Raw genomic sequence first — 12,961 nt, 5'->3', positions numbered from 1 at the left:
GTCTCTAGTCCTGCAGGATCTTGTCGATGGCCTCGCCGATGCGGACGGGGCCGGGGAAATATGCCCATTCGAGGCTGTGCGGATAGGGCGTGTCGAAACCGGTCACACGCTCCACCGGCGCTTCGAGATGGTAGAAGCAGCGTTCGGTCACCAGAGCAGAAAGCTCCGCGCCGAAGCCGCTGGTGCGCGTCGCCTCATGCACGATCAGGCAGCGGCCGGTGCGCTCCACCGACGCCTCGATGGCCTCGATATCGAGCGGCACGAGCGTGCGCAGGTCGAGGATCTCGGCCTCCACGCCCTTTTCGCGGCACACCGCCTCGGCCACATGGACCATGGTGCCGTAAGCGAGGATGGTCAGCTGGTCGCCTTCGGTAACGGTGCGCGCCTTGCCGAGCGGGATGGAGTAATACCCCTCCGGCACCTGCGCATCCTCGCGGCCCTTCCAGTTCTTGGCCGGGCGGTCGTAATAGCCATCGAAGGGGCCGTTATAGATACGCTTGGGCTCGAAGAAGATGACGGGGTCGTTATCCTCGATGCAGCTGATGAGCAGCCCCTTCGCATCGTAGGGCGTTGCCGGGATCACCGTTTTCAGGCCCGCGACATGGGTAAAGATCGCTTCCGGGCTTTGCGAGTGGGTCTGCCCGCCGAAAATGCCGCCGCCAAAGGGGCTGCGCACCGTCATGGGCGCGATAAACTCGCCTGCCGAGCGATAGCGCAGGCGCGCCGCCTCGCTGATCAGCTGGTCCAGCCCGGGATAGATGTAGTCGGCAAACTGGATTTCCGGCACGGGACGCAGGCCATAGGCACCCATGCCCACTGCCACGCCGATGATGCCGCATTCGGAAATGGGCGTATCGAAAACGCGGGTCTTGCCGTATTTCTCCTGCAAGCCAGCGGTGCAGCGGAACACGCCGCCGAAATAGCCGATATCCTCGCCTAGCAGGATAACGTCGTCATCCTTGGCGAGCATGCAATCGAGGGCGGAATTGATCGCCTCGATCATGTTCATGTGCTTGGTTTCGCCGCCTTCGCCGGCAGCGGCGTCTTGCGCTTCCATCGCCTCGCTCATTTCTTCAGGCCTTCCGGAAACTTGATCTCGCGCTCGCGTATCGCCTGCTCGCTCTGCTCTTCCAGATGCCAGGGCAGCTCTTCGAACACGTCCTCGAACATGGTGGCGAAGGGATGGTGCAGGCCGTGGCCGAGAATGCCGTTCTTCTCGCCTTCCTTCATGGCGGCTTTCACCATGTCATCCAGCTCCGCATCCTGTGCTTCCTGCTGCTCCTCCGACCATTCACCCAAAGCGATGAGATGATCCTTCAACCGCATCACCGGATCGCCCAGCGTCCATTCGCCGCGTTCTTCGGCGCTGCGATACTGGCTGGGGTCGTCCGAGGTAGAGTGCCCTTCGGCGCGGTAGGTAAAATGCTCGATCAGCGTCGGCCCGCCATTGCTGCGCGCACGGTCCGCCGCCCAGCGCTCTGCCGCATACACCGCGAGCGGATCGTTACCGTCCACCCGCAGGCCCGCCATGCCATACCCGATGGCACGTGCGGCGAAAGTCGCGCGCTCCGCCCCAGCGAAGCCCGAGAAACTACTGATGGCCCACTGATTATTGATGACGTTGAAGATCACCGGCGCATTGTAGACGGTCGCGAATGTCAGCGCGGAATGGAAGTCGCCTTCCGCCGTGCTCCCCTCGCCCACCCACGTGGCGGCGATGCGGCTGTCGCCCTTGCTGGCGCTCGCCATGGCAAAGCCCGTCGCCTGCGGCAGCTGTGTGGCGAGGTTGCCGGAGATGGAGAAGAAGCTCAGGCGCTTGGAGCAATACATGATGGGCAGCTGGCGGCCCTTCAGCTTGTCGCCCTTGTTGGAATAGATCTGGTTGACCATTTCGGTCAGCTCATACCCGCGCGCGATCAGGCAGCCCTGCTGGCGATAGCTGGGGAAGATCATGTCGTCCCCGGCGAGTGCATGGGTGGCGCACACGCTGGTCGCCTCTTCGCCCGTGCACTTCATGTAGAAGCTGGTCTTGCCCTGCCGCTGGGCGCGGTACATGCGGTTGTCGAAAGCACGCACCAGCGCCATTTCGCGCAGCATCCGCCGCAGCGTATCGGCATCGAGGCGCGGATCCCATGGCCCGTGCGCCTTGTCGTCATCGCCCAGAACCCGGATCAAATCATCGCATAGCGGGTAGGTTTCACGCGCTTCGGCGGTCTCGTCGGGGCGCGGCTGTGCACCCGGTTCGGTAATGCCCAGATGCGAGAAATCGACGGTGTCGCCGGGCCGATAGCGCGGCTCCGGCACATGCAGAGCGAGTTTGGGGCGGTTGCTCCCCTTGTCGCCCGCGGCCCGATCGGTGGCTTTGGCCATCACTGGCTCCCAAAAGATTATTCCATCTGCGTGGAATTATATTAGCTACGGCTGTAACGGTCAATGCGCCCTAGCACAGGGCCGGAGGCCTGCCAATCACACCGCCACGGGCGCGCGAAGCACGCCCTGCGGTTCGTAGTCGCGCACCTCGAAATCCTCGATGCGGTAATCGAAAATTGTCGGCGGGATACGTGTAAAAGCAAGTTTCGGCACGCCCGCCGGTTCCCGCTTCAGCTGCGCTTCGATCAGCTCTGTGTGGTTGAGGTAGAGGTGGGCATCGCCCGCGCGCGCCTAGACGTGGGCTAAAGGAAAGTGAGTGTTAGACCGCGACTGGCGCTCTTAGAGGCGTTTGTGGGGCGTAATCAGTCACCTCAAAGTCTTCTATTCGGTAACTAAAAATGTCTTCCGCCCGCTGTGCAATCTTTAGCTTTGGTTCGCCAGCTGGTTCGCGCGACAGTTGCTCTTCAATCAAGTTCCGGTGATTAAGGTACAGATGGACGTCGCCGCCCATCCAAACCAGATTTCCAGGTGTAAGGCCAACTTGTTGAGCAATCATCCGGGAAAGAAGCGCCGCTCCGAAAAGGTTGAAAGGGAGACCGAGAGCAACGTCGCAACTGCGCTGATACAGAAGACAATTCAAACGCGAACCATTAACATGGAACTGATAGGTTTTATGACATGGCGGTAATGCCATCTGGTCAATCTCAGCGACATTCCAACCCTCAATGATATGTCGACGACTTGCAGGATCTTGCTTGAGGCTGTCTATTACATTTGAGATTTGATTTACGCTCGGCCCCTTTGTGTATCGACCATCTGTATCGATCTTGTATGTAGACCAATCTACCCATTGTTTTCCATAGACTGGTCCCAAATCCCCCCAACGCTCGGCGAACGTTACGTCCGATGCAATTCGTTCAATGAAACGTTCAAGAGAAATCGCATCACCGGTCTTTTTGACGTAATTCGCATGCGGCCACTCATTCCAAATTTTCACACCCTGCTGCACGAGCGGACGAATGTTGGTCTCCCCAGACAAAAACCACAGCATCTCTCGTGCTGCGGTTTTCCAATAAACGCGCTTGGTGGTGAGCAAAGGTACACGATCAGCTGACAGATCAAAGCGTAGGCTCGCTCCAAAGATTGAGCGAGTGCCGACCGATGTGCGGTCTACGCGCTTATCACCCTGTTCCCAAACCTTGCGCATCAGACGCAAGTAGGACCACTCCGGATGACCGGGATCGTTTAAGGTGCGAAACGGAAATTCGAGCTGAGTCGCCATTCGCGCAGTTACGCAGCATTTACTTCTGTGGCGAAAAACGCGCGTCCCGCACCATTGATTGCTCAGAAGAATTCGCCTTGAACGAAGGTGGATAACTGATTGGAGGCTGTGCGTCGGCTGTGGAAAACCTCCGAGCTCCTAGAGCCAAGCTAAGACTCAAAAACACCTACTTTCAGAGCCTTACATCCACTTCGAAACATGATTGAAAAGTTACGATGCTGAAAGACTTTTCCCGATATGAAAGTAGTACACACCCCCGCTAGTCACCCTGATTCCCTCGGTACCATTCCACGAAACGTGGCAGACCGTCCGCAATATCCGTCGTCGGTGCATAGCCAAGGTCGCGGCTGATCGCGTCGATATCGGCATAGGTGCGCGGCACGTCGCCTGCCTGCATGGGCTGCCAGTCGATCTGCGCCTTTTGCCCGCAAGCGTCCTCCAAGACAGCGATGAAATCCGTCAGCTTTTCGGAGCGGTTATTGCCGATATTGTAGAGCGCATGCGGCTTGGTCGAGCCGCCCGGCTTGGCCGCGCCATCGTCGGCCGGCGGATTGTCCAGCACGGCAATCACGCCGCTCACGATGTCGTCGATATAGGTGAAATCGCGCCACATCTCGCCCTTGTTGAAGACCGTGATCGGGCGGCCCGACAGGATGGCCTCGGTAAACAGCCAGGCGGCCATGTCAGGCCGGCCCCACGGGCCATATACGGTGAAGAAGCGGAGTCCCGTCAACGGGATGCGGTAGAGATGGGCGTAGCTCTCGCTCAGCATCTCGTCGGCGCGCTTGGTGGCGGCATACAGGCTCACGGGATGGTCCGCGCGGTCCTCCACGCTGAAAGGCACCTTGTCATTGCCGCCATAGACGCTGGAGGAGCTGGCATAGACCATGTGCTCCACCTTCCGATTGCGCGCCAGTTCCAGCATGTTGGCATGGCCGACAAGGTTGGACTGCACATAGGCCGCCGGGTTCTCGAGCGAGTAGCGCACGCCCGCCTGCGCTCCCAGATGCACGATGCGGTCGATCCGCTCGCCATCCAGCGCCGCTTCGAGCGCGGCCATATCGGCGAAATCGATTTTATGGAACGTGAAATCGCCACCCACACCGCGCACGCGGTCCAGCCGTGCCTCTTTCAGCGCAGGGTCGTAATAATCGTTGCAATTGTCGATCCCGATCACGCTGTCGCCGCGTTCCAGCAGGCGCTGCGACACTGCCGCACCGATAAAGCCTGCCGCTCCGGTTACCAGAATTCGCATTACCCGTCCTGACCCTTCTTTTTGGAAAGTCGCGGGCAGCGCCATGCCAGCGCCGTAGCCCATGCGCAATGCACGAAACTGTATCTTGCCAGTACCTGGAGACGCCCCTATAGGGCCGCCTCTGCCTCGCAGGGGTCCGCCCCTGCAACGCACCGGTCGGGGAGTAGCTCAGCCTGGTAGAGCACTGTCTTCGGGAGGCAGGGGCCGGAGGTTCGAATCCTCTCTCCCCGACCAATTTTCACTTACATTAAAAAGAACGCCCCGCCGGTCATAAACCGACGGGGCGCTTTATTATAGGTTGCGGTAAGCGTCAGAAACGCGCGCGTGCGCCGATATAGAACTCGCGGCCCAGTACATCTGCCAGGCTGTTGGAGAGATTGTAGCTGGAACCGTTGTCCAGCCCGGTAGGCACGAACGCTCCGAAATCGTCGAAGATGTTATTAACGCCGCCATAGATCTGGAACCGGTCGTCCTCCCCGAATTCGTAGCGCATGTAGATGCGGTGGAAATCCTGGTCGCCGACCCGGAAATAGCGCTCATCCAGCGGATCGCTGTTCTGCGCGATATCGTCCACGCCGCCGCCCAGATAGGTAACCGTGTATGACAGGCGGAAGCCGCCATTCGTGTATCCCAGCGCAAGCCGGAACTCGTCCTCGCTTTCACCGATCTCACCCAGCGGAGACGAGGTGATGATCGTACCGCCAATGCCTTCGAAAGAGACTTCCTGTTTGAAGTAGTGCGTGTAGCGGAAATCGAGGTCGAACCTGCCGGGGATGAACTCGGGATCGATACGGTAAAGCACCTGGGCATCGATGCCGGACACAAGCTCCGTATCCAGGTTCTCCTGGAAGTTGATGACCTCCGTCACGCGCCCCACCCCGTCGCGGGTGATAACATCGCAGAAGCGGTTATTGGGAAAGTCTTCCGCCGAATAGCACAGCGACACGGTATTCTGGGTGGAGATGGAGGTGATCGCATCCTCGATCTCGATCCGGTAATAGTCCGCCACCACGGTCAGGCCCGGGATGAAGGTCGGCGTGAAGGCGAAACCGGCGGTAATCGTGCTTGCCGTCTCCTCCTGCACGTTTGGGTTGCCGGCATTGGGCCCTTGCGTACCGGTCTGATCGTCGGTGAAAGGATCGCCGGCATTATCGGGGTCGGCAAAGAAAGCCTGGATGCCCGGCTCGGTCAGGCAGTTGCGCGCGACCAGACCCAGATCGGCATTCTCTGCCCCGTCACCGACGATACCGGTAATCCCTGTTCCATCCGGAAGCAGGCCTTCGCACGGATCGGATAGACCATCCCCATCGGGACGCGGAGGGGAGAAAATCTCCGTCAGGTTCGGCGCGCGCTGGGACCGCGAATATTGCGCACGAAGCCCGATATCGTCGCTGATCTTCCAGACCGCGCCGGCGTTGTAGCTGAAGATGGTACCGACCGTAGTATAGTCGCCCACGCGGCCAGCCAGTTGGATGTTGAAACCATCGAAGACGGGAATGTCCAACTCGCCATAAGCCTCCACCACTTCGTAGCTCGCAGTCACACTTGGAAAGGTTGCAAGCGAGGTGATGTCAAAATCCACGTCGGGCGCGAAGTTCGGCGTATCGCGGGTGGCGCCGTCATTCAGATCGCGCACGCCATTGGCGCCGGCGAACAGATCGCCGTCGGGGTCGCCATCGGTTTCCTGGAACTCGCGCCGCCATTCGACGCCCGTGGCGAAGCGCAGCGGACCGGCGGGCAGTTCGAATAAGTCGCCCGAGATAAAGCCGCCGGCGGTATATTGCTCGCGGACCTGCTCTCCATAGCCGTTATAGCGGATATAATCAGCAGCGGCCTGGCTGATTGTCCCCTCGCCGAAAGGGTTGAGCGGAACGCAGCCGTCGGCGCGGGCATCGGCATCTGCGCATTGGAACCCGCCACTGCCATCGGCCTCCACGTCGAGCGCGAAGCGTGCATTGCGGAAGTTGTACTCATTGGGATTGCTCTGCTGCTGCTCGAAATGCCCGTATGTCCCAAAAACTTCGTAGGACAGCGTGTCGCTCAGATCCCCACTGACATCGGCGATGAAGCGCATGGTGCGGCGGTCGTTGATGCGCGCCTGCTCACCCAGTTCGATCAGGCGGCGGTTGAAGCTGACGGAGCCGCTGCGTGTCTCTTCCACCTCAGGCGGGATGAATGGGTTGGACGCAGAAATGTTGCCGATGGTCGATCCATCGCCGAGCCGGTCACCGCTGTTGAGCGTTTCATAGCCGGTGTAATAGATCGTATCGACATCGGAGTAGGAACCGAGAAAGCTGAACGTCGCCGCGTCCGAAAGCTCGAACGAGGTAGTAAGGGCGGCGTTGAAAATTTCTCTCTCGGGCAAGTTCGTGCGACCGGGGCGGAAGTTCCATCCGTCGAAATCGGTATAGAAATCCGATCCTGGCGGACGGTTATCGGGACGCAGCGAAAGATCGTTGAACCAGCGCCCGTCGACAAACCATGCGTCGCCTTCGAAGACGCCGCCGGGGGTCGAACCGCTAAAGCTGGGCAGCAGGCAGTGCCGTTCCGTATCGACGCCGTAGCAACCCGGAAAATTGATCTCGTCGGTCCAGCCGTCGCTGCTGGTGGAGGGGATCGGGTCGTCGAACTCTAGGGCGGCTATCGTCAGCGGCCTGGTCCGATCGGCGAACACCTCGTTCTCCGTGCGGTATTCGATACCGACGAGCGCATAGCCACGTCCGCCGAGAAATTCGGTGCCCGCCAGCGCATTGACGCGAAACTCTTCGCCGCCACTCGCTTCGGGGAAGGAATAGCGCCCGTCCAGAGAAATGCCGGTCAAATCGTCTTCGAGGATGAAGTTCGCGACGCCGGCGATGGCATCGGACCCGTACACGGCAGACATGCCGCCCGTCAGCACTTCGGTCCGTTCCACGAAACCCGCCGGTAATGTGGACAGGCTCACACGGTCCGAATTGCCCGAGTTCGAGACGGCGCGCTTGCCATTGATGAGGACGAGCGTGCGGTCATCGCCCAGCCGGCGCAGGCTGATGGTCGAAAGCCCGCTGGCCTGGATCAGATTGTTCGAACTTTGCGGCGAGATCGATTCAGATACGCCGGGCAGCTGCAGCAGCGCTTCCGCCAGATCGGTGGTGCCCGATTCCTCGATCTCTTGCGCGCCCAGCACCTGGATGGGTACGGCGCTGTCTTCGATACTGCGGCGGATACGGCTGCCGGTAACGACGATGTCTTCACCCGCCTCCTGTGCCTGCGCGCCTTCGTTCTGACCGGCCACCTGCACATCCTGCGCCGCTGCCTGACCCGACATGCATAGCGCGACGCCAAGCGCCGCCATACTGGCGGTGGCGGAATACGATAGTTTCATGTTTCACTCCCTAATCTGACAGTCCCGATGCCAGCCCCTGATCCGGATGCTTCTGCTTCTGGAAGACGACAGATTGGTCAATTAATAGCGTCGCTGCTAATTCGGAAAATACGCCATCCGATGTTAAAAACGCATGACATTGATTTCAAACATATCCTGCTATACGCAGACCATGCACAGACGGATTCTTTTGTTTTTTCCTGCCAATTTTAGGGGTCGTACGGTAATATGCTTTCGTTGACGCGACCCCGCTTCTGCGCGTTACCGTTTTCGGTATGGCGCAGTGCAAGAAGCCCGTTGTCAGGCGCAACTGCTGCACCCGGGCAAGTCTGGTTTCACACACGATGGAACTGAAATGGCTTAAAGATCTGGCCGCATTGGTGGCACATGGCCATTTCGCAAAAGCGGCAGAGGCGCGCTATGTCACACAATCGGCGCTGAGCCGTCGGATCAAGGCGCTTGAGCAATGGGCCGGCGCAGAGCTGGTCGACCGCAGTGAACACCCGATCAAGCTGACTACTGCCGGCGCCGAATTCATGACGTCTGCCAGTGCCATCATAGAACGCGCGAACGAGGCACAGTTGGCGGCGGCAAACTTTGCGCGCATATCGAGACAGGGAATCACGATTGCCTGCCTGCATACGCTGGCGCTCTATTTCTTGCCGCGCCTCGTTGCCGACCTGCACCGCAAACTGCCGCCTTTCGAAGCGGCCATCGTACCCGAAACGCGCACCATCGAAGAATATCTATACGCTCTGCGCAACGGGACATGCGACTTTTTCATCTGCTACAACCATCCGTCGATCCCCTTCGATGTGGATGTGGACGATTACCCACGCCGGATGATCTCGCGCGACCGGATGCGCCCATTCGGCGATCCCATGAAGTTTTCGGGCATCCTTGCGGAACGGGACGAACGACCGATCCCGCTGCTAGACTACGGGCCGACATCCATCATGTCGCGCGTGATGCGCGATACGATCGACAACGCTCCCTTCGAACGGCGATTGCGTACCGTGTACCGGGCGACGCTGGCGGAAAGCCTTGGAGCAGCCGCGCGAGAGGGTCTGGGGATTGCCTGGTTGCCGGAGACGATTGCCCATCACATGCCGGGCATCGCGCCGCTGACCGTGCCCTCCGATGCCTGTGTCGAAGATCTCGACATCGTTATTTTCACATCCCGTCACAATGCGCGCCCAGCCGTACAGCGCATCTGGGATCTGATATGCGACGACTATCAGCTGCCCTCCGAAAGCCTGTAGAACCTGCCCGATGCGGCTGTGAACACATACGGTAGCTAGACGCCCTTCGGCAAACAGCGCGCGATATGATGGTTAATAAAGTCGATCCTTCACGCTCTAAGTAATCCTTAACTTCTGCGCCGCATAACAATGGGGATTTATTGTGGGCGCGAAAAGGATAGCTGGTCGAGGCAAACCTGTCCGGCCGATTAGCAAAGTGGAGCGTGCAATGCCGACACTGGGGACCGGTTTTTTCAAACGTCTGCGCGATGATACGCGCGGCAATACGCTGATGTTTACGGCCGCGGTTCTGATACCGCTGGTGGCCGTCGTCGGCGGTGGACTGGACGCGAGCCGCATATATCTCGCCCAATCGCGCCTGCAGCAGGCCTGCGACTCCGCTGCGCTGGCCGCGCGGCAGGAGCTGGGCGGTGCGACCATCGCCAATGGCGAGATCCCGCAAGACATCCGCGATACGGCCGACGCCTTCTTCGCCAACAATTTCCGCTCCGGCATGTACGGCACGAACAGCGATACCTTCGCGTTGAGCGCGCAGGGCGACAGCACCATGCATGGCGATGCCACGGTGAAGGTGCCCACCACGCTGATGGCCGTCTTCGGCCATGACGAGGTGGATGTCGTCGTGGAATGCAGCGCCGAGCTGAACCTGCCGAACATCGATGTCGTAATGGTGCTGGATATGTCCGGCTCCATGCGTGGGCAGCGCGTGCGCGACCTGCGCGCAGCCGTTTTCGATTTCTATGACGAAGTGATGGCCGCAGCCCCGGTGGATGCCCGCATCCGCATCGGCGTGGTACCCTATTCGGGTGCGGTGAATGTCGGCCAGATGCTGCTGGACGAAAATCCCGACTACCTCACCGACAGCTTCACCTACCAGTCGCGCGAGGCGTTGTTTCGGCAGGTAAGCAATAACGATGCGATCGAGGTGGGCGACCGGCTGGACGAGGAAAGCGGTACTTTCTTGCTCCCGCGTAACTCGGCGCAGCTCGGCAGCACCAATTCTGCGCATTACCACTGGAACAAGAATAGCGATAACCACGAGGACCGGTGCGACGATTACGAAGGCACCTACACCGTGGGTGAGTGGACTTACGAAATCGACGACACGGATTGGCGCGAGAATTACTGGTCCGGCTGGCCGAATGACCAGAAGGCCGCGTGCGAGGCCGATATTACTCGCTATCGCGTCGCCGACGCCGACGACGTGCGCGTGGAGACCTTCCGCGACGTGTTCGACGGCTATCGCTACGCCGCGATCGATTTCGACACCACGCTCTACAAGCGCTTCCAGACCGTCAGCACGCCCACGGGCACGCAGGGCGCTATGGACAGTTCACGCTGGAACGGCTGCATCGAAGAGCGCCAGACTGTCGCACAGACCACCTTCGATCCGATCCCGGCAGCTGCCTACGATCTGGATATCGACATGATCCCCAATCCCGCGGATCCGGAGACGCAATGGCGGCCGATGTGGCCGGATATCACCTTCAACAGGGCCGGGCCGGACGAAGAGCGCACGAATGCCAACCGGCAGGATTACAACCATCCCAGCTGGCGCAGGTACAACTGTCCCGATCCGGCGCTGCGGCTGACTGCGTTCCCGCTGGATGGCGCATCGCGCAATGCGGACTTCGAGGATTACATCAACGACCTCGACCCCGGTGGCGGCACGATGCACGATATCGGCATGATCTGGGCCGGTCGCCTGATCTCGCCCGATGGCATCTTCGGAGCAGACAACCGCGTCGCGCCCAATGGCGATCCGATCGCGCGTCACATCATCTTCATGACCGACGGCGAAATGGGTGCAAATCCGACCAACACGACGGCCTACGGCAATGCCGATATGGACGGTCGCCTTGCGGGCTTTGCACCGAACGGACGATGGACGGAAAACCAGACGGCGGCGATCCACAATCAGCGTCTGGAAGCGATCTGCCGTTCCATTCGCAACAAGAACGTGACCATCTGGACGGTGTCGTTCGAGCTGGAGTTGAACGATTTCACGCGTGGCTGTTCTACAGGCACAGGGCGCGCCTTCGAGGCAGATGACGCCGATGAGCTGTCCGACGCCTTCCGCCGGATCGCCAGCTCCATCGCCGAACTGAGGCTGGTCGAATGATGCGCCGCGCGCTTCTTTCGATCCGCCGCCTCCGGCGGAAGGACGACGGCGTGGCGGCGGTGGAATTCGCCATCCTCGCGCCGGTATTGATCGTGATGCTGGTAGGCCTGATGGATTTCGGCCTGCAGGTCTACACGCGCTCGCTGCTGCATGGGGCGATGCAGACGGCCAGTCGGGATTCGGCCCTGGAGCCGGGTGGCCCGACCGCGGCCCAGATGGATGCGAATGTGACCAGCCAGGTGCACAACATCATGCCGTCCGCCACCATCACCTTCACACGATCGAATTACGAAAACTATTCGGATGTCGCCCAGCCCGAAATCTACACGGATTCAGACGGCGATGGCGAATGCAACAATGGCGAGCCGTTCGAGGATATGAACGGCAACGGTTTCTGGGATGCCGATATGGGCCGCTCGGGCCGTGGCGGCGCCAGCGATGCCGTGCTGTACCAGGCCGACGTCAGCTATACGCGGTTGCTGCCCATCCACAGGCTGATAACCAGCATTCCCGCCGAAGTGTCGGTGCGGTCTGCCACCGTCCTGCGCAACCAGCCATACGATTCACAGGCGCGCCGTGAACCGACACAGGGGTTCTGCACATGATTGCCTTCACCACCAAAGCGATCCGCCGTTACCGCGCCCGCATGGCGGAATTGCCCGGCGCGCAGGATGCCGTGGCGCTGATCGAATTCGCCTTTGCCGCGCCGCTGCTGCTATTGCTGGGCCTCGGCGGCATGGAACTGGCCCATTCAGCCAACACCCATATGCGCGTCAGCCAGCTGGCGATGCTCGTCGCCGATAATGCCTCGCGGCTTGGCGACCGCGAAACACTCGCTGCGCAGCGCGTGTTCGAGGGGGATCTCAACGACCTGCTGGAAGGCGCCGAGATCCATGCCGGCGATCTGGACATCTACCAGAACGGGCGGATCATCATCAGCAGCCTGGAACGCAATGCCGATGGCGGCCAGTGGATTCACTGGCAGCGTTGCATGGGCATGAAACAGGTCGATTCGGCCTATGGCCCGGCAGGCACCGGCGAAACCGGCACCGGGTTTGCAGGCATGGGCATTGCCGGTGAAGAACTGGTCGCCCCGCCCAATGGCGCGGTCATGTATGTCGAGGTTATCCTCGATTACCAGTCGCTGACCGACGTGCCGCTGATCTCCGATTACATCATGCCCGGCGTCATCCGCAGCGAGGCCGCCTTTACCGTCCGCGGTTCGCGCGACCTGACTGGCATTTTCGCACAGACTGGCGTGGATGCCGCCAATTGCAACGTCTACGAAGCGCTGTGACGGAGGGAA

Annotated in this window: 9 protein-coding genes, 1 tRNA gene and 1 pseudogene; 5 read left to right on the top strand and 6 right to left on the bottom strand. The window is 60.2% G+C overall.

Annotated elements, in window-relative coordinates; genetic code table 11:
- Positions 1-4: 4 nt before the first annotated feature.
- From BMF35_RS08760 to BMF35_RS08740, 5 genes and pseudogenes are all read right to left on the bottom strand, one after another.
- Positions 5-1,069, bottom strand: a complete 1,065-nt coding sequence (locus BMF35_RS08760; protein ID WP_236781503.1) for an alpha-ketoacid dehydrogenase subunit beta — start codon at positions 1,067-1,069, stop codon at positions 5-7.
- Positions 1,066-2,370, bottom strand: a complete 1,305-nt coding sequence (locus BMF35_RS08755; RefSeq protein ID WP_047005612.1) for a 3-methyl-2-oxobutanoate dehydrogenase (2-methylpropanoyl-transferring) subunit alpha — start codon at positions 2,368-2,370, stop codon at positions 1,066-1,068. The genes BMF35_RS08760 and BMF35_RS08755 overlap by 4 nt, the downstream gene beginning before the upstream one ends.
- Before the next feature lie 96 nt (positions 2,371-2,466).
- A pseudogene (locus BMF35_RS08750) lies at positions 2,467-2,658 on the bottom strand (thymidylate synthase); the annotation flags it as partial.
- 31 nt (positions 2,659-2,689) lie between these two features.
- The gene (gene thyA, locus BMF35_RS08745) at positions 2,690-3,652 is read right to left on the bottom strand and encodes a thymidylate synthase (RefSeq protein WP_082115579.1); all 963 of its coding nucleotides are present in this window, start codon (positions 3,650-3,652) and stop codon (positions 2,690-2,692) included.
- Between the two features lie 259 nt (positions 3,653-3,911).
- A complete protein-coding gene (locus BMF35_RS08740) occupies positions 3,912-4,907 on the bottom strand; it encodes an SDR family NAD(P)-dependent oxidoreductase (RefSeq protein WP_047006462.1) in 996 nt (331 codons plus the stop codon).
- A 157-nt stretch (positions 4,908-5,064) separates the two neighbouring features.
- Between BMF35_RS08740 and BMF35_RS08735 the strand changes: the two genes are divergently transcribed.
- Positions 5,065-5,141, top strand: a tRNA-Pro gene (locus tag BMF35_RS08735).
- A gap of 76 nt (positions 5,142-5,217) precedes the next feature.
- On the opposite strand, the gene BMF35_RS08730 is transcribed toward BMF35_RS08735, so the two are convergent.
- Positions 5,218-8,271, bottom strand: a complete 3,054-nt coding sequence (locus BMF35_RS08730; protein ID WP_082115578.1) for a TonB-dependent receptor plug domain-containing protein — start codon at positions 8,269-8,271, stop codon at positions 5,218-5,220.
- 344 nt (positions 8,272-8,615) lie between these two features.
- Between BMF35_RS08730 and BMF35_RS08725 the strand changes: the two genes are divergently transcribed.
- The 4 genes from BMF35_RS08725 (at position 8,616) to BMF35_RS08710 (ending at position 12,952) form a co-directional block, all read left to right on the top strand.
- Positions 8,616-9,533, top strand: a complete 918-nt coding sequence (locus BMF35_RS08725) for a LysR family transcriptional regulator (RefSeq protein ID WP_047005610.1) — start codon at positions 8,616-8,618, stop codon at positions 9,531-9,533.
- A gap of 208 nt (positions 9,534-9,741) precedes the next feature.
- The gene (locus tag BMF35_RS08720) at positions 9,742-11,655 is read left to right on the top strand and encodes a Tad domain-containing protein (RefSeq protein WP_047005609.1); all 1,914 of its coding nucleotides are present in this window, start codon (positions 9,742-9,744) and stop codon (positions 11,653-11,655) included.
- Positions 11,652-12,260: a TadE/TadG family type IV pilus assembly protein gene (locus BMF35_RS08715; RefSeq protein WP_052765882.1), complete on the top strand. Its 609-nt coding sequence runs from the start codon at positions 11,652-11,654 to the stop codon at positions 12,258-12,260. The genes BMF35_RS08720 and BMF35_RS08715 overlap by 4 nt, the downstream gene beginning before the upstream one ends.
- The gene (locus BMF35_RS08710; RefSeq protein WP_052765881.1) at positions 12,257-12,952 is read left to right on the top strand and encodes a TadE/TadG family type IV pilus assembly protein; all 696 of its coding nucleotides are present in this window, start codon (positions 12,257-12,259) and stop codon (positions 12,950-12,952) included. Before BMF35_RS08715 ends, BMF35_RS08710 begins: the two co-directional genes overlap by 4 nt.
- Positions 12,953-12,961 lie beyond the last annotated feature (9 nt).

Origin of the sequence: Aurantiacibacter gangjinensis (assembly GCF_001886695.1) — a bacterium.
GTDB lineage: Bacteria > Pseudomonadota > Alphaproteobacteria > Sphingomonadales > Sphingomonadaceae > Alteraurantiacibacter > Alteraurantiacibacter gangjinensis.
The sequence above is the reverse complement of the archived record's forward strand: the minus strand, read 5'-3'. Positions and strand labels throughout refer to the sequence as shown.

What these genes read in the sequence shown, in the direction of transcription:
- BMF35_RS08720 (WP_047005609.1), top strand. Translation starts at nt 9,742, where the DNA reads ATGCCGACACTGGGGACCGGTTTTTTCAAACGTCTGCGCGATGATACG.
- thyA (WP_082115579.1), bottom strand. Translation starts at nt 3,652, where the DNA reads ATGGCGACTCAGCTCGAATTTCCGTTTCGCACCTTAAACGATCCCGGT.
- BMF35_RS08740 (WP_047006462.1), bottom strand. Translation starts at nt 4,907, where the DNA reads ATGCGAATTCTGGTAACCGGAGCGGCAGGCTTTATCGGTGCGGCAGTG.
- BMF35_RS08760 (WP_236781503.1), bottom strand. Translation starts at nt 1,069, where the DNA reads ATGAGCGAGGCGATGGAAGCGCAAGACGCCGCTGCCGGCGAAGGCGGC.
- BMF35_RS08730 (WP_082115578.1), bottom strand. Translation starts at nt 8,271, where the DNA reads ATGAAACTATCGTATTCCGCCACCGCCAGTATGGCGGCGCTTGGCGTC.
- BMF35_RS08725 (WP_047005610.1), top strand. Translation starts at nt 8,616, where the DNA reads ATGGAACTGAAATGGCTTAAAGATCTGGCCGCATTGGTGGCACATGGC.
- BMF35_RS08715 (WP_052765882.1), top strand. Translation starts at nt 11,652, where the DNA reads ATGATGCGCCGCGCGCTTCTTTCGATCCGCCGCCTCCGGCGGAAGGAC.
- BMF35_RS08710 (WP_052765881.1), top strand. Translation starts at nt 12,257, where the DNA reads ATGATTGCCTTCACCACCAAAGCGATCCGCCGTTACCGCGCCCGCATG.
- BMF35_RS08755 (WP_047005612.1), bottom strand. Translation starts at nt 2,370, where the DNA reads ATGGCCAAAGCCACCGATCGGGCCGCGGGCGACAAGGGGAGCAACCGC.